This window comes from Luteibacter sp. dw_328, assembly GCF_018449605.1.
In the GTDB taxonomy this organism is placed as follows: Bacteria; Pseudomonadota; Gammaproteobacteria; order Xanthomonadales; family Rhodanobacteraceae; genus Luteibacter.
This window is the reverse complement of record NZ_JAAVUW010000001.1, coordinates 107,203-133,147: the sequence shown is the minus strand read 5'-3', so window position 1 is coordinate 133,147 and position 25,945 is coordinate 107,203. Positions and strand designations below refer to the sequence as shown.

The 25,945-nt window shown below is 61.3% G+C and carries 20 protein-coding genes, 1 tRNA gene and 1 pseudogene; 6 read left to right on the top strand and 16 right to left on the bottom strand.

Annotated features, from left to right (window positions below; all coding sequences use genetic code 11):
• Positions 1-572: 572 nt before the first annotated feature.
• Positions 573-2,453, top strand: a complete 1,881-nt coding sequence (locus HB634_RS00525; protein WP_213946961.1) for an ATP-dependent endonuclease — start codon at positions 573-575, stop codon at positions 2,451-2,453.
• 2 nt (positions 2,454-2,455) lie between these two features.
• Entirely contained in the window at positions 2,456-3,778 is a 1,323-nt protein-coding gene (locus tag HB634_RS00520) for a DUF2130 domain-containing protein (protein WP_255548298.1), read from the top strand.
• A 1,173-nt stretch (positions 3,779-4,951) separates the two neighbouring features.
• On the opposite strand, the pseudogene HB634_RS00515 reads toward HB634_RS00520, so the two are convergent.
• The 4 genes and pseudogenes from HB634_RS00515 to serS all read right to left on the bottom strand — a co-directional run.
• Positions 4,952-5,195, bottom strand: a pseudogene (locus HB634_RS00515) (transposase); the annotation flags it as partial.
• Between the two features lie 29 nt (positions 5,196-5,224).
• On the bottom strand, positions 5,225-6,883 hold the full coding sequence (locus tag HB634_RS00510) for a hypothetical protein (protein WP_213946960.1): 1,659 nt from the start codon (positions 6,881-6,883) through the stop codon (positions 5,225-5,227).
• Positions 6,884-7,328: 445 nt separating this feature from the next.
• Positions 7,329-7,418 (bottom strand) — tRNA-Ser (locus HB634_RS00505).
• A gap of 75 nt (positions 7,419-7,493) precedes the next feature.
• On the bottom strand, positions 7,494-8,774 hold the full coding sequence (gene serS / locus HB634_RS00500; protein ID WP_213946959.1) for a serine--tRNA ligase: 1,281 nt from the start codon (positions 8,772-8,774) through the stop codon (positions 7,494-7,496).
• Between the two features lie 87 nt (positions 8,775-8,861).
• Between serS and HB634_RS00495 the strand changes: the two genes are divergently transcribed.
• Complete coding sequence (locus HB634_RS00495; RefSeq protein WP_213946958.1) at positions 8,862-9,926, top strand: hypothetical protein; 1,065 nt, start codon at positions 8,862-8,864, stop codon at positions 9,924-9,926.
• Here the strand turns inward: HB634_RS00495 and HB634_RS00490 are convergent.
• The 3 genes from HB634_RS00490 to HB634_RS00480 all read right to left on the bottom strand — a co-directional run bounded on the left by HB634_RS00490 (position 9,868) and on the right by HB634_RS00480 (position 12,297).
• Positions 9,868-10,446: a hypothetical protein gene (locus HB634_RS00490; RefSeq protein WP_213946957.1), complete on the bottom strand. Its 579-nt coding sequence runs from the start codon at positions 10,444-10,446 to the stop codon at positions 9,868-9,870. The genes HB634_RS00495 and HB634_RS00490 overlap by 59 nt on opposite strands.
• A 22-nt stretch (positions 10,447-10,468) precedes the next feature.
• Complete coding sequence (locus tag HB634_RS00485; protein WP_213946956.1) at positions 10,469-10,741, bottom strand: hypothetical protein; 273 nt, start codon at positions 10,739-10,741, stop codon at positions 10,469-10,471.
• A gap of 158 nt (positions 10,742-10,899) precedes the next feature.
• Positions 10,900-12,297, bottom strand: coding sequence for a hypothetical protein (locus HB634_RS00480; RefSeq protein WP_213946955.1), 1,398 nt, complete (start codon positions 12,295-12,297; stop codon positions 10,900-10,902).
• Positions 12,298-12,523: 226 nt separating this feature from the next.
• Here HB634_RS00480 and HB634_RS00475 point away from each other — a divergent pair, with 226 nt between their 5' ends.
• Complete coding sequence (locus HB634_RS00475; protein ID WP_213946954.1) at positions 12,524-13,159, top strand: class I SAM-dependent methyltransferase; 636 nt, start codon at positions 12,524-12,526, stop codon at positions 13,157-13,159.
• Between the two features lie 25 nt (positions 13,160-13,184).
• Here HB634_RS00475 and HB634_RS00470 read toward each other — a convergent pair whose 3' ends face one another.
• From HB634_RS00470 to HB634_RS00460, 3 genes are all read right to left on the bottom strand, one after another.
• Positions 13,185-13,577, bottom strand: coding sequence for a hypothetical protein (locus HB634_RS00470; RefSeq protein WP_213946953.1), 393 nt, complete (start codon positions 13,575-13,577; stop codon positions 13,185-13,187).
• A gap of 88 nt (positions 13,578-13,665) precedes the next feature.
• Entirely contained in the window at positions 13,666-15,207 is a 1,542-nt protein-coding gene (locus HB634_RS00465) for a cation:proton antiporter (protein ID WP_213946952.1), read from the bottom strand.
• An 87-nt stretch (positions 15,208-15,294) separates the two neighbouring features.
• The gene (locus HB634_RS00460) at positions 15,295-15,879 is read right to left on the bottom strand and encodes a hypothetical protein (protein ID WP_213946951.1); all 585 of its coding nucleotides are present in this window, start codon (positions 15,877-15,879) and stop codon (positions 15,295-15,297) included.
• A gap of 228 nt (positions 15,880-16,107) precedes the next feature.
• Here HB634_RS00460 and HB634_RS00455 point away from each other — a divergent pair, with 228 nt between their 5' ends.
• Positions 16,108-16,974 (top strand): hypothetical protein, encoded by an 867-nt coding sequence (locus HB634_RS00455; RefSeq protein ID WP_213946950.1) that lies wholly within the window; start codon positions 16,108-16,110, stop codon positions 16,972-16,974.
• Between the two features lie 156 nt (positions 16,975-17,130).
• Positions 17,131-17,739 carry a hypothetical protein gene (locus HB634_RS00450; RefSeq protein ID WP_213946949.1) on the top strand — a complete coding sequence of 203 codons (609 nt, stop codon included), beginning with the start codon at positions 17,131-17,133 and terminating at the stop codon, positions 17,737-17,739.
• 12 nt (positions 17,740-17,751) lie between these two features.
• Here HB634_RS00450 and HB634_RS00445 read toward each other — a convergent pair whose 3' ends face one another.
• From HB634_RS00445 to HB634_RS00420, 6 genes are all read right to left on the bottom strand, one after another.
• Positions 17,752-18,381, bottom strand: a complete 630-nt coding sequence (locus tag HB634_RS00445) for an energy transducer TonB (protein WP_213946948.1) — start codon at positions 18,379-18,381, stop codon at positions 17,752-17,754.
• Between the two features lie 465 nt (positions 18,382-18,846).
• Positions 18,847-20,181 carry a replication-associated recombination protein A gene (locus HB634_RS00440; RefSeq protein WP_213946947.1) on the bottom strand — a complete coding sequence of 445 codons (1,335 nt, stop codon included), beginning with the start codon at positions 20,179-20,181 and terminating at the stop codon, positions 18,847-18,849.
• Between the two features lie 56 nt (positions 20,182-20,237).
• A complete protein-coding gene (locus HB634_RS00435) occupies positions 20,238-21,623 on the bottom strand; it encodes a DUF3999 family protein (protein WP_213946946.1) in 1,386 nt (461 codons plus the stop codon).
• Complete coding sequence (locus HB634_RS00430; protein WP_213946945.1) at positions 21,613-24,429, bottom strand: DUF2339 domain-containing protein; 2,817 nt, start codon at positions 24,427-24,429, stop codon at positions 21,613-21,615. Before HB634_RS00430 ends, HB634_RS00435 begins: the two co-directional genes overlap by 11 nt.
• Before the next feature lie 399 nt (positions 24,430-24,828).
• A complete protein-coding gene (gene lolA / locus HB634_RS00425; protein WP_213946944.1) occupies positions 24,829-25,479 on the bottom strand; it encodes an outer membrane lipoprotein chaperone LolA in 651 nt (216 codons plus the stop codon).
• Positions 25,480-25,510: 31 nt separating this feature from the next.
• On the bottom strand, positions 25,511-25,939 hold the full coding sequence (locus tag HB634_RS00420; protein WP_213946943.1) for a hypothetical protein: 429 nt from the start codon (positions 25,937-25,939) through the stop codon (positions 25,511-25,513).
• Positions 25,940-25,945 lie beyond the last annotated feature (6 nt).

Here is a 25,945-nt window from a genome sequence, read left to right as displayed (position 1 = left end):
CTACCAATGCTCCTATTATCATTCAAAGCCTAAGTGACAAAGGTGCGTGGACAATACAGAAGCTCAAGCTCGATACGCCTAGCATGACCTTGGAGAGGGCTAAGAGTCATCTCTACGAGCGGTACGCGGCTCAATTAAATCCAGCAGATCGTGCGCTCTTTACAGAGGCTATCGCGTTGTCATGATGATGATTTCGCTCGTCCATCCTATTGCCAGTAGAAGACATGCCTACCTCACACCGCAGCGGGCTCTCGGCCTAAGCTCTTCAGCAGGCGCCGAACTGAAGCCAACTCAAAGCCATGCTCAGAGGCTCGCTGCGCTATCTGTGGCGACGTTGCTACAGGTGAGGAGCCAGAGATCTATAGTTCACAAGAGCGCAATCTCGTCCAAGATCTCACCCAACCTTTAGCCTGAGCCCTGCAGATTTGAGGTCAGTCTCACTGAGATCGCAAGTTCTATACGTCAGTGATTAGGTTATTTGGAGCGAAGAACGTGCGATCAAGAAGATCAGAGGAAGGGATTCGAACCGTCCGCCGAAATTGGCGAAAAACCCAAGGAGCTGTGGGCCTGAAATGAACATCCAATCCATTCACATAAAGAATTTCCGCACATTGAAGGATGTGGCAATACCGTTCGATTCAGTCACCACTTTCATCGGGCCGAACGGCGCCGGGAAGTCGACCGTGCTTCGTGCGCTAGACTGGTTCTTCAACGGAAAACCTGGCTCGCTGACGGATAGCGACTGTTCCTTTGGGATCACCACCGAGAACATTGAGGTTCAAGTCACGTTCGCCGACCTGACTGACAAAGATCGCGAAGCGCTTGGAAAGTACGCGCCTAACGGCGTAAACACATTTACGGCATGGAAGCGCCGGTCACTCGACGGTTCTGAGGTACTTTCGGCAAATGCGAAGGGCTTTCCAGAGTTTAACGCGGTCAAAGCGGCTGCCGGCGCAGCAGCAAAGAAGGACTTGTATGCCAATCTCCGCGGCAGTCGTTCGGATCTAAGGCTCCCGGCAGCGAACACCGGCGTGGCCGTTGATCAGGCAATGATGGCCTGGGAAGCCTCTCATACTGACCAGCTTGTCGATGCCCCCGAAACACTTCAGACAAACTTCTTCGGTTTCAACAGCGGAGGAAAGATGAGTGGCCTCTTCGATTTCGTCCTGGTCACTGCCGATCTTCGCGCGGGCGAGGAATCGACCGACGGCAAGTCGAGCATAATTGGCCGAATCCTTGAGCGGTCAATTGACCGCGCTGCTGCCGACGCCGAAATCGCGGCAATCGTCGAAGAGTCCCGCACGAAGCAACAAAAAGTCTATGAGGAAAAGTTCAAGGCGCAGCTGGAAGGCCTGACGATACAACTCAACGACATTGTCGCATCTTACTCTCCCGGCCGGGCCGTCACGGTTGCCCCTGCCGAAATGGAACTCAAGGCCCCCCGCACTACATTCGAAGTGGCCATACTCGATGGCTCAACCGCGACCATTGTGGAGCGCCAGGGGCACGGTTTTCAGCGAACTCTTCTGATCTCGGCACTCCAACTTTTGGCGCAGTCCGGTGCAGCGTCGACAGAGGGTGTCATCTGCCTAGCAATTGAGGAGCCAGAACTCTTTCAGCACCCGATCCAAGCTCAGACCTTTGCAAAGGTACTAAGGTCCCTTGCCGAGAACGCCAATAAACGAATTCAGGTGACCTACGCAACACATAGCCCATACTTTCTGGAAGCTCGACATTTCAATCAAGTCAGACGATTGACGCGATCACCCGACGAAAACCCTGTGGTGACTGCTCATTTCACCACAATCGACGATGTGAAGAGGAAGCTAACTGGAGTAGTTGATGCCGACCAAGTTGACCGTCAGCTTGATGGCATTGTTACGAATCGCCTCTCCGTCGCTTTGTTCGCCGCCCGCGTACTATTGGTTGAAGGTGATACAGAGGCAGCGGTGTTTTACGGTATCGGTGATCGGGACGTCGTCGGGCGTCTCGAGTCCCAAGGGCTGTCAATTGTTTCCGCAGGAGGAAAGGGAGGAATACCGCTTGCTCATGCCATCCTTACTTGCATCGGAATTCCGACCTACGCGCTGTTCGATGGCGACGATGGCTTTGAGATGCGAGCCAGATCTGCAGGCAAGAATCAAGCCGTTATAGATGGCGAGCGCACAAAATTTTCGGCAGAGAATCGTCGATTGCTAAAGTACTTCGAGCAGCTTGAGGTGGATTTTCCACCAGAACAAGTTGGCGATCAGGTGGCGACCATGAGCGATCACCTCGAGGCATATCTAGCATCTAACTGGACTGAATGGGTTGCGTCGTGTGCAGAGATTGAGGCCGCCGCTGGAATCCAGCTAGCAAAGAACCAGTATGCGTACCGGACTGCAACACTTGAGGCGAAAGGGACTGTTCCACAGTTTCTCAAGCGGATTCTCACAAAGGCGGTAGGAGCATAGAGATGCATGAGATCATCTGCCCGCACTGCGGGAAGGCGTTTAAGATCGATGAGGCCGGTTACGCGAACATTCTTAAACAGGTCCGCGACGTCGAGTTCGAGAAGCAGCTACATGAGCGACTAGAACTCGCTGAGCAGGACAAGTGGAACGCGGTCGAACTCGCGCAAGCTAAGGCAGCGAGCGATCTGCAAACGGCCGCCGCAGTTAAGGACGCAGAGATCCATGACTTAAAGGCCAAGCTCAATGCCGGCGAAGTCGCGCGAAAGCTCGCCGTGACCGAAGCCCTAAGCGCCATAGAAAAAGAGCGCGATGCCCTCGCGAACGAACTCGACCAGGCTAAACACGATAAGCAACTCACTTCCGAGCTGGCTGATGCCAGACTGGCTAACGAGCTGCAGATGGTCGCCGCGTCGAAGGGCGCCGAGATACAGGGCCTTCGAGCTAAGCTTGACGCCATCGACGTCGTTCAGAAGCTAGCCATAACCGAGGCCGTCAGAGCAGTCGAAAGGGAACGCGACGAACTGAAGAATGGCCTGGAACGCTCAGAGCTTGAAAAACAACTCGCCGAGAAATCACTCAAAGATAAATATGAGACGCAGATCAGGGATCGCGATGACGAGATCGAGCGCCTACGGGACATGAAGGCTCGCCTGTCGACAAAGATGATCGGCGAGACGCTCGAACAGCACTGTGAGACAGAGTTCAACCGCATTCGAGCGATGGCGTTTCCGAATGCATATTTCGAGAAAGACAACGACGCGCGGACGGGAAGCAAGGGCGACTACATCTTTCGCGACTCGGATGAGGCTGGCACAGAAATCGTCTCCATCATGTTCGAAATGAAGAACGAGAGCGATCGAACTACATCCAAGAACAAGAATGAGGACTTTCTAAAGGAGCTCGACAAGGATCGCACCGAAAAAGGATGCGAGTATGCGGTGCTAGTCTCCCTTCTCGAACCCGATAGTGAGCTCTACAACACCGGCATCGTCGATGTGTTCCACCGCTATCCAAAGATGTACATCGTTCGACCACAGTTCTTCCTTCCACTCATCACGCTTTTGCGGAATGCTGCGATGAACTCGCTTAGATACAAGTCGGAGCTGGCACTCGTCAAGGCGCAGAACATAGACATCACAAACTTTGAAGCCGAACTTGACGCGTTCAAAACTGGGTTCGCGAAGAACTACGAACTGGCCTCAAGGCGATTTCAAACTGCGATCGATGAGATCGACAAGTCAATTGACCATTTACAGAAGACGAAGGAGGCCCTTCTCGGTACAGATCGGAACCTTCGTCTTGCGACGACAAGGCCCAGGACGTGACAATCAAGAAGTTGAATCGGGGGAATCCCACGATGGCAGCCAAGTTCGCTGAACTAGATAACAGCCCATCCGATGCAGGATGAAACGCCGGCCACGGCCGAACCAAGTCTTTAAGGTGCAGATCAACACAGTGCGGGCCAGTAGGCCCGCTGTAATGTGGTCATGCCCCCGACTAAGATTTCGAGGAGTACCCACTTTTTACCTCGGCGTGCGTGTTTATGTAGGCATTCAGTCCGTTGCCGGCGTCGGCCAATCGCTTCATGGTGTCAAGGTGATTCTCGCCGATACCCGACGCGCGGTACTCATATGTTCCGCCGAACTTAAACTGGACGATAATCCAGTCGTTACCGTAGTCGTATGCGGAGATTCCGGAGTCGCCATTCATGTCCCTATACGTTTTCATCCAAAACCCCTCTCGTGAGTAAACAGAACGCGTCGTTCCATTCATGCGACTAATGCTGAAGTGGTCGGTGCGGGCCCATCAACAACACTCAATGACTCGCAGAAGGGCCGTCGCCATCAATCAATCGCATCTTGTGCTTGCGCATGTCAACAGTGATGCGGAAGTTGACCTGCAAATATGCCGAATACTCGTACATTGCCTGACGTGGATTCTCCTCAGAAGGAGGCCACCTGCTTGTACGTGCCCACGCAAGCTCGGTTAAAGACCATCCAGATGCCATGCTTCGCACGTTCTGCGACCTTCAACTTTAAAGGCGCACCCGGAGGCACGAGATCGAATTAGTCAGAAGCTCCCAAGATCTTCTTGAGAATGGACGCGCTGCAGAAACGGGACTTGCCGTGAGCGGAGCGGCATCGTGCGAACTGGTACACCTGGGTTCATATATGCCCGCCGCCACCTGAGGCACTACTCGACAGTTACAAGAGCTTGAGACAGTCATAGTCGGCGGTTCTGAGAGCGTTCTTCCCCATAGATTTCGCTATTCCACATCCTCGTGTACACCATCGGCACCGGTGGTGAATCTCTGGTCTGGCTGTCCATCTGTTCCGCTATTAGCGTTGCACCCAACGGGCAACGGTGCGGAGCGTCTCGCGAGAGCGGAGCCAGAAGGGACTTGCTTGGGCTGTTGCGGAACACACATATCCGCCCTGTGTGCCCAATTGAGCACGATGTCCCTCGCCATCAGTAGTGGTCCGATCTTGATTTCAGGATTAATGAAACTGTTTCGCGTAGGCAGCGAGAGTCAGTACGCCGAGTGCCTTCTTCGGTCGCTCCTCGTTGTATTTCCGTCGCCACCTCTCGATCTCGGTTCGAGCATGTAGAAGGCCGGTAAACAATGTTCGTTGAGCATTCACCGCGAAGCCTTCCGTTGAAAGATTCGATGTAGGCGTTCTGGTTCGGCTTGCCAGGATCGATCAGGCGCAACTGCACTCCGCGTTCGTCTGCCCATGCGACCGCCTCGGAGCGGCCTTTCCTCGACAGCATCATTGAACGACAGGATCTTCGCGCTCGATAACGTAGATCCAGTGCAAGTCCAGGCGGCGTTCGCCGGAATGCACATAGGCCTTCGGCGAGAAGGTCACGTCCCTGGATGGAAGACCGAAGATGGATTCCGGCGTAATCCGTCCGGATACGCCCGATTGCTGCCATCCCTTCAGCATCGAGGTATGGCGCTCGGAATACTCTATCTCACCCGTTCCGTCACGGGTAAAGCACGCCCCGGACCGAATGGTTTTGATGGCCGCAAGCGACTCGAACCGTTCAGCAGAAACCGCGTAGAAATCAGCCTCGCCCAGCTCGCGATCGAGGAGAAACCTATCAATGCGATCGTCGCGCAGTAGCGGGTTATGGCTTGCATGAAGGCACTTGAGGAAGACGTCGTCCGAAAATCCGAGATCCACATATGCCCAATACGTCAACAAGACAACAACCTTGTCCACAAGCAACATCAGGGTCTCCGGGCCGCCCTCTGGAAGCTTCAAAGCGCCGCCATGAGCTATCTGATTCCGAATCTCCGTAATGGTTTCTAGGTCGTCGTCGGAGATGTTGATGACCGACATTACCCGGCGATCAGAAGCAGAGGTAGCTAAGCGATACCGGGCCCCGACGCTATCGCTCTTGCTGAACATCTCTTTGACAATGCCGACCAACCTTGAGAGTTGCCCTGAAGACAAAGGCTCCGCAAGATGACCTGCCCTGCGGATGAACTCGTCAATTTTTCTTCGCGCCGGAGGAACCCGGGGAATGGATTGTCCACGCAACCTTTCTTCCATCACGCCATCTAGCATACTGAAGTAGCCAATGACGCGGTATTCCCAGAAGCTGTCATACCGCAACATGCCAGCCATCCTGGCCCAGGCGACTTCGCGGAAGGGAGACCGGTAGTAGTTTTCAATCACTTGTTGCCACTGGCCGTCTAGGCGATTGCGCTGAATGAGGCACCGCGGAATAAACCAGCCCTTGCCCTGATCTTGCTTTCGATTGAAATGGGGAAAGTAGGTGGCGTGGAGCTGGGCGCTTTCGCCGATGACCCAAACCGTTTGAACGTCAATAACCTGAGCGAGAAGCAATGAGATCAGCCCGGAGAGCTCACGGCACTTTAGCCTGACGTCTTCCATTCCAAACGGATTTTTGTGTGGCTCGAAGGTAAATCGCACATAATCCTCTCCAGCTTGATTGCCTTGGGTCTCGCTAGCGGAGACCACCGTTGACCTCAGCGAGAATGAATTCTCACCAGCCCTGATGGCGACGTCAATTGGTCCGGACTGGGCGCTCGTCGTTGAAGCGTCGCGAGAAACTAGGTTTCTTCCACTGAGGAACCATTCGGACACGTCAACAAGCCGGATGCAGATGCCACGGAACGCCTCGCCCGGGTCGCCCTCGATCATCGCTTCGGCCAACACGGAACGTCCGTGGTACGCGCAGGCAATGAGCGACAGGACTTCTCCTGTAGCCGTGGTCGCCGTCAGCTTCGGATATGCCTCTCCGTCAGTCAATTTCGGCGGTGTCATCGATTGCTCGAGGTGCAAGGTCGGCCATCCACCGTTTCCAAAGCTCAGTTCCCCAAAGCCAATGGAGCCGAGGCTTTCATGCTGGACCTCCACGCGGCATACATGAGAACGAAAAAAGGAGTCTTCGAACATTAGGGGGCGTTCCTTTCAACTTGCACGGGTGCCTTTCCGGTTTTGAATGGGCCTCAAGCCCGCGGGTTAAGGCATGCGGGCGTCCAGCGGGCAGCACATCCGGAGAACCTTTGCAGTCGACACGCCGTTAACGATGGTTTGAATCGCCAGATTGCCGGCGCGCAACTCCGCTACCCATGTGCCAAGCTCGATCCGGGTCACCCAGTGCGTGAGCATACGCCCGTGCGGCGATCGGATTCACGCGTGCTCAGACTGGCTTTGAAGATTTTTGTACCGACCGCCTCGAGAAGGTCAGCGGGAACGACGAGCCGGAAGTGGAACACGCCGATGGATGGCGAAACAGCTGGTGAGCAAGATGCATGGTTGGAGTTGACCAACCGAATTGACCAAGCGCCGTCATTTAGATCGTGCGTAAGCGACTGATCGAAAAGGAAGTCTTTTGGCTTGGCGGAGAGAGTGGGATTCGAACCCACGGTAGGCTCACACCTACGGCAGTTTTCAAGACTGCTGCCTTAAACCACTCGGCCATCTCTCCTTGTTTTTCTAACGCACCGGTCGGGCATTGCACCCGGCCGGCGCCAATTGTACCCGACGAGCGGGTACCGAGGGATCAGGCAATCGCCTCAACCCCCGCCATATAAGGCCGCAACACGTCCGGCACCTCAATGGACCCATCCGCCTGCTGGAAATTCTCCATCACGGCAACCAGGGTCCGCCCCACAGCCAACCCCGACCCATTCAACGTATGCACCAGCTCCGGCTTGCTGCTAGCCGGATTCCGCCAGCGAGCCGACATCCGCCGCGCCTGGAAATCCGTGCAGTTGGAGCAGCTGCTGATCTCGCGATACGTATTCTGGCTGGGCAGCCAAACCTCGAGGTCATAGGTCTTGGCCGCAGCAAAGCCCATATCCCCCGTGCAAAGCTGCACCTTCCGGTACGGCAGCTTCAGCGCCTGAAGCACGGCTTCGGCGTGGCCAACCATCTCCTCAAGCTGCGCGAAGCTGGTCTCGGCCGTGGCGATCTGCACCATCTCGACCTTCTCGAACTGGTGCTGGCGGATCATGCCGCGGGTGTCGCGGCCGTAGCTGCCGGCTTCCGCGCGGAAGCACATGGAGTGCGCGGTCATGCGCATGGGCAGCTCGCCGGCGTCGACGATGCTCTCGCGCACGAGGTTGGTCAGCGTCACTTCGGAGGTGGGGATGAGGTAGCGCTTCACCTCGTCGACCATCGTGCCGAACAAATCGTCTTCGAACTTGGGCAGCTGGCTGGTGCCTTCCATCGCCGCCGCATTCACGATCAACGGCACGTTGTGCTCGAGGTAGCCGTGGCGCGTGGTGTGCAGGTCCAGCATGAACTGGGCGAGCGCGCGATGCAGGTGCGCGAGCTGGCCGCGCAGCACGGTGAAGCGCGCGCCGGACAGCTTGGCCCCGGCTTCGCCGTCGAGCCAGCCGTGACGGGCGCCCAGGTCCACGTGGTCCTTCACCGGGAAGTCGAACGGACGCGGGTGACCCCAGCGGAGGATCTCCACGTTGTCGCTCTCGTCCTTGCCGATGGGCACGGACTCGTCAGGGAGGTTCGGGATGCCCAGCGCGATGTCCGCCAGCTTGGCCTGGACCTCGGCAAGCGCCTGCTCGTTGGCCTTGAGCTTGTCGCCGATGCCGGCGACCTCGGCCATGAGCGCGTCCACGCTTTCACCCTTGCCCTTGGCCTGGCCGATGGCCTTGGAACGGGTGTTCCGCAGGTTCTGCAGCTCCTGGGTCTCGGTGGAGAGCGCCTTGCGCTCGGATTCGAGGCGCTCGATCGTCACGACGTCGAGGTCGAAGTTCCGGGCGGCGCGCAGGCGCTCAGCCGTTTCGGCGAGCTTGCCGCGCAGGAGGGCGGGATCCAGCATGAGTCGGGCTTCCGTGGGTGTACGAGCCGGGGATTATCGCAAATTTGGGCGCCTCGGTATGATCGGGCCACCAAGGGAGGGGGACGCATGGCCAAGCGCACGGGCACAGGGAACAGGGGCGGCACCGAAGAACTCCGGCCGGACGTCTTCGTCAAATTCTTTCTCGGCGTGCTGGTCCTGATCGCGCTCGGGGCCTGTGGCTTCGTCATCTACTACTGGTGGACCGCCACGGACCGGGCCGTCACCCCCTTCGGCGTCAGCCTGTGCGTGCTGATCCTTGGCCTGGCCGCCTACGGCGTGAATCTCACCCGGACCCACATCGTGATCGAGCCGGACGCGGTGGTGATCAAGGACGCGGTCTCCACCCGTCGCATCGAGCGCTCCGACATCGGCGGTGCGCGCGAGGTCTATGTGAACTCCCGGCGGGGGACGGAGCTGTGGCTTTACGACAAGTCCGGCAAGCGGATCTTCGTTCCGCCCGAGCTTGGGCAGAAGCTCCTGGGTGACACGTGGTCCGAGGGGATCGAAGACCTCGACCAGAGGGACATCACCCGGATGAGCGACAGTTTCGCCAACGATGAGCGGTGGGGCAGCTACGAGGGCGAGCGCCGTTGGAACGGAAGTGTCTGGCTGGGTCGGACCAACTTCCTGGCCCTGCTCTCCGTTCCGATCTGGGTGATCGCCGTGGTGTATGGCGGTGATCCAGCGATACGTTGGCCGATGTTTCTCATCGTGGACGCGATGCCGCTGATCGCTGTGGGTATCAACGTATTCACCGATGGTGCCGTGGACCTGTATCGCCGCGACGACGAAGGCCCCAATGTGCAGATGTACAGTTGGGCACCGCTGATCCTGTTCTGGCGCTCGTTCGACGTGGAGGGTGGTCGTTGGGGATCCGCGTGGCTACTCGGTTTTCTTCTGGCGATCCCGGTCACCTACTGGCTTTCCCGCTGGACACGTGAGGCCGGGAACGCGTCGAACACGCGCGGGCCGGTGACCTTCCTGCTGGTGGCGATGTACTTCGCATCGACCATCCTGATAGTGAAAGGCCACCGGGCCGAGATGCGCGAGAAGCGCCTGCAGGCGGACCAGGTCAGTGTGCAGGTTTCCAGTCCGCGAACGAGACCGGCTTCGCTTTATCCGCGCGTGTGACGGAGGTCTTGTCGGGCGTTCCCTCCAACGGGAATGACATCGTGTGGATCTCGCTGTGGAAGAGCCACTTGCCAGCCTTTGCGTCGTAGCGAAACGTGACGAAGTCCGACCAATGGGACCCGCACGCGACGGCATTCTGCACCGTGAAGTACGCACCCTTGACGGCCAGGCCCTCGTCGTCCTCGTCGAACGGATCGCACTGCCCGCCTTCGTCGGCTCTGAGCACCACAAGATCGTTGCGAGCGGTCAGTTTGAAGGCGCCGTCGTCCTGGCTTTCGAAGATGAGAAGCGGACGCGGTGAGGCGTTGGCCATGGTATCCACGGCGTGGTGCACGACGACGAGAAGGCTCTGCCGTTTGTTGCCAAGTTCCGGTCCCGGCGCGGATTGCATGACCTCGAATCCATGAGGGATCTGCGCCTGGATAGCCTTCGGCAAGGCATCTGCCGACAGGCAGACAGACGTCGAACCGAGCGCTGCCGCAGCGACCAGTGCAAACACAGCGGGCTTCTTCAATGCCATTGTTGTTTCCTTAAGCCAGACCTTAAAAACCTTGTAACTCTCGTACGCGGTCGTAGCACGCGCCGCAGAGGATCTCGATCCCCAGCGCCTTCTCCGATCGTTCATTCCAATGGCCGCTGGCCCCACCCTCCCGGACGCGTACAACCTCACACTCGGAACACCACGCATCACCTCGAGGCTCGCCTGACCAGAAGAAACCTACTTTCTCGCCGGTCTCAAGGGACTCAGCCAGGTGCTGGCAGACAAAGGTCTCCTGCTGCTCTCCGTGGACGTGGCATTGGATGGTGTCGCTCATGGTGTTCTCCGGTAACGACGGGCATATTCGCGATGGTCATCATAAAATCTTGCCACCACCTGCTACGTCGCCGATATCGGCAATACCGTACACCTCTCCGCGGTCGGCGATGGAACGCCCTCCGACCCGTGGCCGGACCGGAGGGCGCCTCGCCTTACTTACCTCACGTAGACCCGCGCCGTGGCGTCGGGCTTCAGACCCACCACTGAGCTGGAGCAGTTCGCCGTTTTGAAATACTCGAACAAATACGGAATGTTGCGAACGATCCAACCAGCCTGCGAGGACGCATTCACGGACAGGCAAGCCCAGAGCTTCCGCGGCTGGCCTGGAAGGGAGACGTAGACTTGGTAGGCCATCGCGGTCGGCGGATTCCAATAGTTGAAATTGCCCTGGATGGTGCAGGTCGCCGTCGTGGTCGTTGCACAATTCACGTCTGAGAAGGACATCAGGGCCGGATTACTCGGCTCCTGGGAGAACTTCGCCACTAGCGGCGCCATCGCCGACAACTGGGTCGACGTGCTCAAGTCCGAAACGGCGGATTCCGAGACATTGGTGTCACAACCGTTACAGGGCGGGGCACGATTGAGTGGCCACTGCGTGACGGCAAAGAGGTTGAACGTCGGGTGTTCGCCGAGAAAGCGTGCAATCTGCGAAGCCGTCGTTGCATCGTTGTGGTACGTCTCGACCAGCATGATCGGCTTGGTGCGTTCCGACGCTGGCAGGTTGTTCCAGACGCTGGTGAGTCCCGCGTAAACGTCGCCGTAAGCGGTAAACGCATAACGTGGAGGACGCACCGTTCCATAAGAGGCCAGCGCGACCGATACGTTCGCATCATTGGCAATACTTGAGAAGCCGAACGTATCCGACGAGCCAAATATGTAGGTGTAGTCCTGCCACAAGCGCTGCATGAACTGGAGATTCTGTCCGGCAAGGTTCCCTGCCGATTCACCACCCAGATCGTAGATGGCGCCAGTGACACTTCCCGCCAGCTCCTGATCTGTAATCAGGTGAACCTTTACGATGTAGTTCCACGAATGCGAATAGGCCACCTCGTCCCAGCTTGTCCATTGGGTGGCCGCGCCATCGGTGAATCGAATGACGACGTTGCGGAAACCGAGTGCCACGATGCGCTGGAGCAATGCCCGAAGGTTGGCCTCATGCATTGGATGCATCGTGCCCAGGCTGCTGTCGATCAGCTCACCCCACACCCAATCATCGGGGAAGCCGTTGTAACAGGCTCCGCTTGCCGCGCAGACCGAAAGGTCCCTCATGCCGAACTGAAGGACGATGTAGTCCATCCCCGAAGCGCGCATCGCCGCCAATTGCGAATCCGCAAGTGTCGGATTGATGTTGTAGAGCCCGATCGGCGTCTTGAAGTTACGGCCGGGCGTATACCAATTATTGGTAGTGAGCGACCAAGGGATATTGGATGAGTACGTACCGAGGTCGTAGGTGAAGTAAACCACCCCATGACCGCCGACCGAAGCCGCTTGCGCCGAAGAAAACAGGCCAGCCACGATTAGGCAAAATAGAGCCGCGAGATATCGAAATTTCACGAGAACCCTCCTGGTTGATGTCGCAAATGCGCCGGCGTCCACCTGGGGACGCGAGCAATGCGACGTTCCGTCGTCGGCGCTGGGCCGGATACGTTGCGACATCCCCTGTGGCGCCGGCGAGTCTACCCCGCTCTGGGGACCAGAAGAATGACAATTGAAATCTCGCCGGTAAACGAGGTCACGGCTTGGCGTCCGCTGTGTAATATCTTCCCACCAGACGGGTGGCATGGAAAAGCGCATGGAACCAGCCGACAACGAAGGCGTCCCCGACAACTCCGTGATTGACGTTTACCAACGTCATGGTGCGACGTGGGCAACGCTGCGTGGCGAGCGATTGGCGGAGGGCCCATGGCTGGCACGCTTCTGCGCCCTGCTTCCTGCCGGCGCTTCGGTGCTCGACATCGGCTGCGGCTCGGGCGTGCCGATGGCGCGAGAGTTGATTCGGCGCGGCTTCGCCGTGACGGGAATCGATGCGGCCCCGACGATGCTCAAGCTCTTTAAGTGCAATCTGTCGGGCACCCCGGTCTACCTCGGAGACATGCGCGAACTGGCACTCGGCAGACGCTTCGCCGGGCTCCTCGCGTGGGACAGCTTCTTTCACCTCTCCCCCTTGGATCAACGTCCCATGTTCGCGCGATTCCAGGCGCATGCCGCACCGGGCGCTCCCCTGATGTTCACCAGTGGAGATGTCGAAGGCAGCGCGATGGGAACATTGGAAGGCGATGCGCTGTACCACGGCAGTCTCGGATCCGACGAATATCGCGAGCTGCTGGACGCGACGGGCTTCGACGTTGTCGAGCACGTTCTACAAGACCCAAGCTGCGGCCATCGAACCATCTGGCTGGCTCGACAGCGCGGATGAGGCGTACGTCGGCTGCTCCTTCAGGTCAGGGCGTACCCATCCGCTGGAAGTCACCACGCCAGGTCGCCTTGGGCGAGGCTAAGGTGATCTGCATGCGGCCGTTAGCGGCCATCGTCGTCTTGAGGTCGCGACCCATCAGGCTATCGCAGAAGCGCCCGCCATTCCTCGACACGCCAAAACGATAGTAGACCGTGCCGCCGTCTTCCTTGAGTAACTTAGCAGGCACGTCGCACGCGAACGGCTCGGCGAAGTGCATGGATGCACCCTGCGGTATAAAAGTGACCTCGGCGGCGACGTCCGTGTTTGCCTGCATGATCAATCCCCGCCAGTTACCCGTCGGCTGCGCGGCAAGCGCGACGGCGGGCATCACGGAGAGCAGCGCAACCGCGCCGAGCGCTTTCAACGTATTCGAAACCATGGATTTCCCCCTTAGGAAATGAGTCGTGCGGCATCCTAGTGGGAAAGCGCACTGCCATGCCTACGTCTCCGGCAAATACCTCGCCCGCCTAGCCGCCACTGATGCGCGTGGCCTCGGCCGGCAGCACCGTCAGTTCGCGCCAGTCCAGCTGCTCGAGCAGGAAGTTGTAGTCGTCGTCGCTCAACTGAAAGGCCAGCCGGCAGCGCTCCAGCTCGGCGCGCTGGGCGGCCACTGCCGCCTGGGACAACGCGCAGTGCCGGTCGAAAGCCTCGGCGCGGGCCGGTTCGTCGAGGGCATCGGCCTCGATGCGATAGAGCGCGGCAAGGCGCTTGCCCTCCTCGTCCGCTTCCACGGCCATGCACTCCAGCGCCGCCTTCACCAGACCCAGCCTCACGGCTCGTAGCTCCTGCTCGCCCGCGGAGCGCCTGTCGAGGCCGAGCAGGCGGATCACTGGCGCCAGGGTCAGACCCTGCACCACCAGTGTCACCAGCACTACGGAGAAGGCGGTGAGCACCACCGTGTCTCGCTGCGGAAAGTTGTCCGGGAGGATGAAGGCGGTGGCGAGGGTGACCAGGCCACGCATGCCGCACCAGCCGGCCAGCGCCGCCTGCTGCCAGCTGGCGGGCGATTCCCGACCACGAATGGCCCGGTACCAGACGACCGTCCGATTGACCGCGAGCGCAAAGGCGATGCGTACGACCACGACGATGACGGTAACGATGCCCGCAAACATCAGCGCCTGCCGAAGATGTTCGCCGCCCATGCCACCGACGATGCGCCGCGCCTGCAGGCCCATCAGCAGGAAGGCGGTGACATTGAGCACGAACACCACCGCGCCCCACACCGCGTACGACTGCACGCGCAAGCGCGGCGAGCTCGGGTGTGATCGACGACTGGCAACTGTCATCGCCATGGCGACGACGGCAAGCACAGGCGAGACGTGCAGGTGTTCAGCGACGATCCAAACGAGGAACGTGTTGACGAACTGGAACAGGTTGCTGTCCAGCGCGCCTGAGATGTACCGCGTCGCATACGGCAGCAGCCACCCGACCAGGACGCCGAACAGCACGCCGCCCGGCGCCGCCAGCGCAAAGCCAACCACCTGTGGCGCCGTCACCGCGCCCGCCGTCTGCACCGACAACGCCACGCCGAACAACAACAGCGCCGCTGCATCGTTGAACAGACTTTCACCGCGAATGATCGCGTCGGTGTTACGCGGAATGGACATGCCCGAGAGAATCGCCGTGGCGGCCGCGGCATCCGGCGGGGCGACGATGGCGCCGAGCACCAGCGCTGCGGCGAACGGCAGGCCGGCAAGCGCCCAACCCGCCCAGGCGACGAGCAAGGCCGTCAGCAACACACCACCGAGCGCCAGGTTGACCAGTGGCACCCAGAAACGCTTCGCCCGATGCACCGGGAAATCGAAAGCCGCATCCATCAAGGCAGGCGCGATGAACAACGGCAACGCCGTGCGTGGATCGATCGGAAAATCCGGCGCGCCCGGCAACAACGCCACCGCGACGCCGGCTAACGCGAGCATGGAGGGATAGGGTAACGACAGGCGGCGCGCGACCTGTAGCAGCAGGACGGCTGCCGCGAGCAGGAGCAGGAGGCTTTCGAAAACAGTCACGCGAGACGCCCCTCAAGGTTTCATGCCTGGAGGGTACGTCTCGCAGCCGGGCGAGGCTACTGATCGTTGGCTAGTGGTGTCGCGAGATCACTTCGCCGCAAAGCCATGCTTCACGCCCCTGCCCAACCACCAGCCCATCACCGCCCCGGCCAGCAGCCAACCAAAGGCCTGCTCGATCAAGGTGCCGAAGGTGTAGGCCATCGGGAACCGGTACCAGTTCCAGAATGGCACCGCCAGCGACAGCCACGCAAAGACGCCGAAGGCCAGCCCCGTATAAAGCCCACGAATGGCATTGACCACCGAGCGGATGAGGATGAATGCAATCAGCAAGGCTGCAAGCGTGTCGGACAACCATTGGTGGAACAGGTTGTAGCCCATCGCCATGTAGTCACGGCCGTAGGGCGCGTAGACGATGAAGGCGAACGGTGAGGACTTGGCCTTGATCGAGAAGGCTTCCTTGGCCTTGGGATCGTCGCCCTTGGCCATGTCGAAAAACGGCAACACGTAGATCGCATGCTCGGCCGGAAGATTGTCGTGCAGCGCAGCAATCACCTTGTCTTCGTTGACCGGCGCCCGAAACGACATCTCGCCGATCGGCAGCACCATGTGCGCGAACGCACCCCAGAGGAACATCACAAGCCCGCCAAGCAAGGCGGCTATGGCAATGCGCATGGTCCTTCTCCGTGGCCGAGGTGGTTCGAGGGTACGTCCTGACCGGGGGCCTGCGATATCGGTCTTTTGGGAGGGTCCGCGCATTACCCGTCCCTGCCCCTGTAGGAGCCGATTCATCGGCGAAAGGCCCCGCCACAACATAGCCCCCCACCCAACTTCCCGATAAGCTCCCCCCACACACCGGGAAGGGTGATCCCGGTGCACAGCAATGGATGAAAGGGGAATTCGATGCAGTGCAATTATTGTGGTGAGAACCTCGCGCCGGCAGCAGATGTGTGTCCGATTTGCCAGGGGGCGGCGCCATCGCCTCTTGGCTCGCCCTCAGCTGCGGTGTACGCCCAGTCGGCCAAGAAGAAAGAAAGCAAAGACATCTCGCAGCTGACGTGCCTGCTGATCGCCCTGCCGATCTTCGCGGTCGACTGGCTGCGAATGAACGCGGCCAAGCCTGACGACGTGCCTTTTACGCTGGGCCAGGTGTTGGGCCATGCGCTCATGGCCTCGTTCGTGGCGTGGCTCATCAGCAAGTTTGCGAAAACACGTTTCCGACTAACGTGGATCATTACGCTCCCTATCGTCGTCGTGATCACGATGGCGCAGTCGCTGGGGGCCGAGTCCACAGACGCCGTTTCGACGGGTCCATTGGCGCTGCCGAAGGTCACATGGCCAGCAGGCTGGACACCGGCCACCCCCGTACAACCGCCCGGCGTGGATGGCCTCATCCAGACCGCGATGTTCGTTGCGAACGGGCGAAACACAGCGTCGCTCTCAATCATGCTGACGCGACACCCACGCCTTGGTGCCCTGTCCGACGAGGCTAAAGACATGATCCTCGGGCACTCCGACGCGGCTTCAAAGAAGGGCATAACGTTGTCGTCCTCGGTGCCAACCGAAAGCACGTGGCTAGGCAACCCCGCCCAGCAATATGACGTCACCATGGAGAATCAGGTGCGAACACGTCAACGCACGATTGTGACGCGTGGATCTCCGACCATCTCGTGCTCGGTGAGTTACGCGGCGATCGACACGGACTTCGAGAAATACCTGCCCGAATTTGAAAAAATGAAAAGCCAGTTTGTCTGCCCCGACCACACCTAGACCAGCCCCTGGTTGTGGCCCTCGGCACGGCTATTTGTAGGAGCCGATTCATCGGCGATCCCGCGTAAGCGGGCGCGTTTGCGGCGAGCACCCCTTCGCCGATGAATCGGCTCCTACAACATCCGCTAGCGCAACACGGACGACAAAGGTCATGGAATGAAGTACGTCGCATGGACGCTGCTGGTCGTGATCAGCGTTCTCGCCGCCATCACCGGACTGAAGATGCTGGGCGCGTTCGCCAGGCCGCCTCAGCACGTGCCCGTGACCGTCGTGAAACCCCGGGTGCGTCACGCGCGAAGGCCCCCGCCGGACCCGATGCCACCGCTGAGCCTGCCATGGCCCGCTGGCTGGGAGGTCACGCCGGACGACGGCGGTCAGCGTCCTTATGCCAGGCAGATCACCGCCCGCCTGAAGAAACACGGCAAGACCATTGCATCCATCGACGCGTCGATCGGATGGGTGGACCCGCCTGATCCGCTCGAAAATTTCATTGACGACCTGATCGAAGGAGATGTCGTCTCGGCAAGAAAAGGCAGGCAGGCCCTGGTAAGACCCTCACCCGAGCAGGGAACCTGGCGAGGTCAACCTTCGGTCCAATATGAGATCTCGTACGTGTCCGAGGGCGATCCCATGCGTCGCCGTCTTGTCGTGACAAAAGGCACCGGTTCGCTGCTATGCATGATGGTCATCAAAGCCACGGGGAGGAACTTCGAGAAGAACCTGCCCATATTCGAACGACTGATGGATCAGTTCCCCTGCCCTTGATCGGCGCCAAGTTCAAGGCAGCGCCATCGTCGCTCCCACGCCCAGCGAAAACGTCACGGGAAACCTCACGTAACTGGTGGCGAACTGTCCGTTCGCGATGAGAGCGCGGAATTCGGCACTCTCTGCGTTCTTGCGCGCCGCCTTGTCGAGTTCTTCAAAGCCACTACTCTTCGTGACTTCGACTTTCTCGATCGACGAGTCCGCGTTGACCTTCACGAGGAGCATAACGGCACCTTCATGCCGTTCTCTCACCGCCACGTACGGGAATTTCAAGGGCGCCTTCCACAGAAGGACGGCCGGCGAATCGGTCATGGGGAGCAGGACCTTGCGGCTAGCGACACACTCTTTCATCGCAACGGCGTAAAAGTCGATGTACATCGCGTGCTCTGGTTCGGCGTAAGCCGCCTCGGTCAGGCGTTTGTCTTCATCGGCTAACGGACCGCGCCGCACGTTCACGTCGATCTCCTTGAGGGCGGTTTCCAGCGGAACGCCCTGCTCCCGCGCGGCATGCGCTTTGGCGGACGTCGACGCCGATGCTGCGCAGTAGGACGCCAGTTGCTCCTGCGATATCGTCTCCGCTGCAGCGGACGTGTGGATCCCAACGAGCGCCACCAGCGTGACGCGACTCATCCAGGCCTTCATATCGTCCCCTGATAATCCTGGCCCCCGCCAGATCGGGCCATCGTAGCCGCAAGCGGGAGTGACCTTCCAGAGGCATATGTCGGATAGCGCTCCATCTGTAGGAGCCGATTTATCGGCGATTGGGTGCTTGCGACACAGCAGCAACCTGGCCCCGCTAGCGCGGGATCGCCGATGAATCGGCTCCTACCGAGCGGGGTGCGCCTTGGCTTGGTAGGAGCCGATTTATCGGCGATGGGTGCTGGCGGCGTCGTGGCAACCTGGCCCCCGCTGGCGCGGGGTCGCCGATGAATCGGCTCCTACCGGGCGGGGTGCGCCTTGGCTTGGTAGGAGCCGATTTATCGGCGATGGGTGCTGGCGGCGTCGTGGCAACCTGGCCCCCGCTGGCGCGGGATCGCCGATGAATCGGCTCCTACAACAGCAATAGCAATAGCAATATCGATAGCAACGGCAACGGCAACGGCGGCGCTATTGGGGTTTCTTTTCCCGGGCGGCTGCTCGGGCGGCGCGGAGGGCGGCTAGTTTTTCGCCTAGCTTTAGCTCCAGTCCACGATCGACCGGCTCGTAGAACGTCATGCCGACGAGTTCGTCCGGCAGGCATTGCTGATCGAGCGCGACGCCACCTTCGGCGTCATGGTCGTACTGATACCCGCTCCCGTACCCCAGGCCTTTCATCAACTTGGTAGGCGCGTTGCGCAGGTGCATCGGCACGTCGAGCGTGCCCATCTGCTTCACCGTCGCCTTCGCCTTGTTGAACGCCATGTACGCCGCATTGCTCTTCGGCGAAATCGCCAGCCAGATGGCCAGCTGCGCAAGGCCAAGCTCACCCTCAGGGCTACCCAGACGTTCGAACGTATCCCACGCATCGAGCGCCATCCGCCAGGCGCGCGGCTCGGCGAGGCCCACGTCTTCCACGGCCATGCGCGTCATCCGGCGCGCGAGATAGAGCGGATCGCAGCCACCATCGAGCATGCGCGTGAGCCAGTACACGGCGGCATCCGGATCCGAGGAGCGCACGGACTTATGCAGCGCCGAGATCTGGTCGTAAAACTGCTCGCCACTCTTGTCGAAGCGACGCGTGCGATCGGCGAGCACCTGCTCGAGCGTGGCGTCGTCGATGTGTCCGCCCTCGGCAAGCTCGGCGGCGATTTCCAGCAGCGTGAGTGCACGACGTACATCGCCGTCCGCGGCGCTGGCGATCATCCGAAGCGAGGCGTCTTCGACCGAAAGGTCGAGGTCGCCGAGCCCGCGTTCGCTATCGGCCAGTGCACGACGCAACGCGGCGACGATGTCATCCGGACTGACCGAGTCCAGCACGTGCACGCGGCAACGCGACAGCAACGCGGAGTTGAGTTCGAACGAGGGGTTTTCGGTCGTCGCGCCGACGAAGATGATGACGCCACGCTCGATATGCGGCAGGAAGGCATCCTGCTGGGCCTTGTTGAAGCGATGCACCTCGTCGACGAAGAGCACGGTGCGGCGACCCTGCGCGAAGTTGCCTTCGGCTTCGGCCAGCGCCTTGCGCACGTCCGGTAGGCCACTCATCACCGCGGAAATCGCGCGGAAATCCGCGTCCGCGTAGCGCGCCACGAGCAGGGCCAGCGTGGTCTTGCCGCAGCCGGGCGGGCCCCACAGGATCATGGAGTGCACCTTGCCCGCTTCGAGCGCACGGCGCAGGGGCTTGCCTTCACCGGCCACGCGCTGCTGCCCGACGATTTCGTCGAGGCTGCGCGGACGCATGCGCTCGGCCAGGGGCTTCAGGGCTTCGGGTTCGGCGAAAAGGCCGGGGGACTGAAAAGACATGGGACTCGGTGCCGACGGTGAGCGCGCATTATCGCGCGTTCACCGTGCAGGCGGGCTCAAGGCGCTTCACGCGGCCCGGTAGGCGGCTTCCGGAGCAGGCTCACGGCCATGCCGCCGACCACCAGCACGCCCAGGCCGAGCACCACCCAGAGGATGACCCGGGTCCAGTCGAAGGGCCCTACTGGCGTGACCAGGGCCTTTTCTCCCTCCATGCGCACGCCAGGGCCGGTCGTGGCCTGGGCGGGTCGCCAGCCCTCGGGCTGTTGCTTGCGCAGGCTAGCGAGGGCATTGGCGATGGGCCAGGGCGGACGGCTCTCGATGTGGCTGCCGACGAACAGCTGGTGCGGCGGCGGCCCCTCGGGCAAGAAAACGAAGCGATCCGGCACCCAACCCAGCGCGAGGTGTGGTGGCTCGCGCAGCGGGGTGGCCGAGTGCAGGCGCAAGGCGTCGCGGCGGCCCGCCGGGATGTTGAGCGTGGTGCTGCCATCCCCCTGCCCGGAGGTGACGACGAGCGTGCCGAGCGATTCGCTCAGGTGAGTTCCTTCGAGGGACATCGCATCCACGCGCGCCACCGCGTCGCTGCCGCGCTTAAGGCGCAACGCATTGATCGGCAGTGCCGCCGGTAACGCGTAGTCGTAGTCGACGCCCTGCCCGCTCGACGTCGTCCGGGTCGGCTCGACATCCAGCCACTGGCGCGGAGCTTCGTCAACGACGAGTTTTTCTTCCACCCGTCCGGCCAGGTTGACGGTGGCGTCGCCCGCCGTCGCCCAGTGCACGCTGCCGCTGACGATACGCACACGGAAGTAGCGACCCGTCGCGCCTTCGATCTTCACCGTGGTGACATCGGGTGCGTTGCCGTTGCGTCCCATCGACAGGATCGTGGCCTGCCGGACCAGGCTCGTCCACGATTGCAGATCGTCGCTCACGTCGATCGAGACATTGTCGAGCTGCACGTCCGCACCGTCGCTCACCTGGGTCGGCGGGAAGGTGATCTGACTGAGGTTGATGGGCGTGCGCGCATCGATCAGCCACTCCTTCACCGGGCCGGGCGCCGTGATATTGCCGGGCTGGATAACGATGTCGCCGTTCGTGCTGCGCTCGATACGCGGTCCCGGCGAATCGGCTTCGGCAGGCGGCACCGCGAGCAACGGCAAGGTCAGCGTGACCCGGCGCGATACGGATTGCAGCGGCTGATACGGTCCCGAAGGCACCTGCATGCCGTCCGCGTCGACGACGACCACATCGGTCAGCATCGTATCCGGGCGGGTCCAGGTGTAAGCGTCCTGTGGCAAGGCGACCACGTAGGCCGGCGCAACCGACTCGGTCGCGATCGGATAACTGACGGCGTAATGACGAGCGGGTTCGATAACGGGCGTCGTCGCCTGAGCGCTGGACGCGACCAGGGCGAGGGCCAGCAGACCAGGGCGAACGTCAGGACGCATGCTCAGACTCCGAGGCGGGTTCAGCGGGTTGCCGCGGCGGCGCGGGCGCAAGGTAGCCGATGACCGTGCAGAGCAGGCCATAGGCGATGAACGACGCGATGCCGAACAGGTTGCCGAGGTGCCCTCGATCGACGAGCAAGAGCTTCGCGAGCACGAGTGCCATGGTGCCGGCACCGGCCATCCACAGCAGACGTTGCCCACGCTTCGAACCGAGCACCCAGGCGACGACACCGATGATGCTCCAGACCACGGTGAGCGACAGCTCGGCGAGGCTCGAATCCGGCATCGAGTTATCCCACGGCACGCCGCCGAGATGATGCACGGAGCGCAGCGTCATGCTGGTCGCAATGATGAAGAACATCACGGCGAGGACGGCCGGGCGCACACGACGCACACTCACCGGCATGGTGGCGTCGGAGATGCCACGCGCGGTGAGCAGGAGCACGGCGACCAGCAGCAGGTCGATCGGGTTGAGTACGGGAATGAAGACGAGCGGGTTCGAGGCACCGGCGGAACCGAGCGCGATGAGGCCGGCGACGAACAGGGCCAGCGCGGCACAGGCACCTACCGCATTCCGAATCGCCTCGGCATACACGTTCAGCGGCGCAGCGACCACACGCGGACGCCACAGCACTAGCGCCGCCAGCAGCAACGTCGGCATGGCGGCGGCAAGCACTTTCCATCCCTGCCCCATCGTCGTCACGAAGTCGAACGCGAGCACGATGGCCGCGGTGCCGATGGCAAGCCAGCGCACCCAGCCGAGGGTTGCCGCGAGAATCGCCGCGACGCGATGCGCCGCGAGCGCACGCAGGGTGAACCAGCCCGTCACCAGCATCACCGCCACGCCCGCCAGCGGCCAGCCGGCGAGCGGCTGGATGCTTTCGTCAGCGGCCGTCAGCGCCACCACCATGCCTGCGAAGAGGAACAACGGCACGCTGAAGGCGAGGACCACGCCGAGATCGAGCTTGCGCACGCGCTTGCATGCTTCGGCGAGGAGCCACCCGGTAACCGCAAGCACGGCCAGCCAGTAACCAAAGGCCAGCGGGCGATCGACCACGAAGGTGTCGATCTCGTTGATGAAGCTAACCAGCCACCAGATCACCGCCCAGACCAGCAGGCCAACACGTGCGAGGCCGGACACGCCCCGCGACATGCCATGCCGGTCGAACTGCCACACGCCGACACCGGCACCGATCACCAGCAACAGGCTGCCGATGAAGGCGGCATTGAGGATGGGCAGGTCGTTGTAGTGATGCGTGAAAATCGCCGCGAGGGCCCAGGCGATGCCGGCGGCCAGTTGCAGGAACACACCGGACCACCGCGGCAGGCGTCGCGCCTGACGGAAACCCAGCCAGATCAGACCCGCACCTTCCAGCGCGAACACGCTGGCGGTCACACTGGCACTGAGCGCAAGCGGCACGGCAATCGTCGCGAACGCCACCGCCAGCACGGCCCATGTTTCGCGCAGCAGGCCCATGTCTTCGCGCTTGCGGATAGCGAACGCGATGGCGACATAGATGACCGCGGCGACCAGCGCCGAGAGCGCCAGCGGCATCGGTTCCCAATCGAGCAAGGCACCTTGCAGCAGCAGGCTGGCGATGGGATTGCCGAACATCAGGCAACCATCGAGGATCGCGCGCCCGCGCTTCGGCGAACGCAGCACGTGCAGCCAGGGCACGACGAGATACAGGAGGAAATGCAGGATAAGGAACGGCTCGGTGCTGGCGAAAAGCGCCGGCCGATAACTCAGCACACCCCACGCCGTCCCGACACCGAAAGTCGCGACGAAGCCGAGCACGTTGAGCACGCGCCACGCCTTCTTCCAGGCAATACCGAGAATGCCGAGGTTGAGAATGGCGTAATAAGTAAACAGGGCGACGTGATTGCCCTGCCCCGTCGACGCGATGATCGGCGCCGCGAAACCCGCAATCAAGCCGAGCACGGCGAGCGCCAGTGCGTCCTGCAACACGGCAAGTACGCCCAGTCCTGCGACGAAGACGATGAGCAAGGCGAACGTCGCGGTAGCGGGTAGCAATCCGTAGAGCCGGTACGCGGCGAACACCGTCATTACCAGCACGCCCAGCGCACCACCCTGCAACGACAACGCAAACGCACGGCGCTTATCCCGCTGCATCCAACCGAAACCCACGCCCGCAATGGCGAACAGCGCCACGAGACTCAGGCGCACCGACATCGGCACGCGCAACAAGCCCTGGTCCGAGGCGTACTTCAGGAATGCCGCCACACCGGCAAACAACACCAGCATGCCCACCTTCACCGGCACGTTGCCCTCGGTAAACCAGCGCTTCGCCGCATCCGCCAACCGCTCGAACCACGTCGGACCGGCAGGCACCGGTGGCGGGGAAACCGGACGCGGAACCGGAACCGGAGCACTCGACGGCACCGGCGGCATACCCGATGGCGCCACCGGTGGCATACCCGGCGGCTCTCTGTGGGAGCCGGCTACGCCGGCGATAGGCACAGCAGGCCCGGACACCGTCCCAGCGCCGGCTACGCCGGCGATAGGCGCCCCATCAGGCCACTCCACCCGACCAGGCGCAGCCCCGCCGGCATCGACATCCAGGCGGTGCTCCATGTGGGAGCCGGCTCCGCCGGCGACAGGCGCCCGAACCTTAGCCACAGGCCCCAGTTCAGCCAACCGCGCCCGTACGGCATCAAGATCGCTCTTGAGCCCCGACATCCGCCCCCAGAGCAACCCGATGGCGAACCCGGCGACGGCGCCTTCCCAGCCCTGCGTAACCAGCGCCCCGACAATCGCGCCAATGATGGCCCAGACCACGATCATGCCTTCCCCACTCCCGAACATCCTGTGTGCGGCGAGTCTGGCATGAAATTGCGAACCTGTAGGAGGGTCACAAACCCCACCGGCTCAACGCCCCTCATACGGTCACCGCTCCTCATACGGTCACCGCTCCCCGTAGGAGCCGCTTCAGCGGCGAACCCTCAACCTGTCGAGGTTACGAATGAGGCTATGCGGTTATCGGGCGAGCGTCTGAACAGCCTGCACGATGCAATGCCAGGCCTCGTTCGCAAAATGAAAGCCTGAGGGTTCGCCTCTGAAGCGGCTCCTACCAGGCAGTGGCAAGCGTCAGCGCGATGGCGTAGCCGAGCCGGCGTTGAGCGTCAGAGCGATGGCGAAGCCGAGCCGGTGGTTAAGCGCAACGCGATGGCGAAGCCGAGCCCCTTACTTAACCGGCTGCGTCTGCAGCACCGGCGCATCCCCGATCACATCCGTCCCCTGCGGCGGCACGAAGTCGAACGTACCCGCGGCGACCGGTCCGTTCTTCACCCAACCGGCAAACTGAATCTGCGTGGTGTTGCCGAGCTGATCCTTGAACACCATCCGCGCCAGCCCACCTGCATCGAACCCGAGGTCGGCGAAGTCGAACTGCGGATCCTTGCTGGTCGACTGCAGGCGCAGCCAGACCATGCCGTCGTGCTCGCCCTTCTCGGTGACCTTGAAGTCCTTGTCCATCTGCGAAAGGTCGGTCAGCACGGTGAGCGGGCTCTGGGCTTCCTCGCTGCTCTGCTTGCGCACGGTGACCTGCTCGAGGTCCGGGTCATACAGCCAGACGCGGCTGCCGTCGGCGACGATGGTCTGCTTGTACGGGCTGAGCGTTTCCCAGCGGAACTGGCGCGGTGCTTCCAGCGCCATGGTGCCCGTGGTGGTCTTGCCCGGGTCGCCGTTCGCATTGATCAGGGTCTGGCTGAAACGCCCGGTGACCGAGTGCAGGCCTTTGGAAAATGTATCCAGACGCTCACGCGCAGGGCCGGCAGCGGCGAAGGCCGGCAGGCTGAGGAGGGACAGGGTCGCGACAAGCAGGAAGCGTTTCATCAGGCGATTTCCGTAGGGTTCGGCGCGATTGTCAGCGATCGGTTTCGAACAGCGACTTAAGCATGTCGATGGCTTCGCCGGGACTGATCTCCCCTGCCTCCATCTTCTCGCTGATATCGGCAATGGCCTTGCCGTCACGATGCCAGAACGGCGCCGCGCGGGTGGCGTTGTGCACCGGCCGGGCTTCCTGGCCCAGCACCACGATCTCGGCGATGGCTTCCTGTTCGGCGAAGATCACTTCCAGCGCGTCGTCCACGCCGGCGGTGTGGCCAACCGGGTAGTCGCGGGTGACGAAGCAGGCGCGGCCGTCGTCGGCGCGCAGCTCCAGGCCGGGAATGGATGGGTTGAGCTCGAAAATGCTCTCGACCTCGTCCAGTACTTCGGACGTCGGCGCGAGATCACCGGTAACGAGCAAGCCCCAGGGGCGCTGGCGTAGCGCGCCCGGCTTCATGTCGTTCATGGCGGA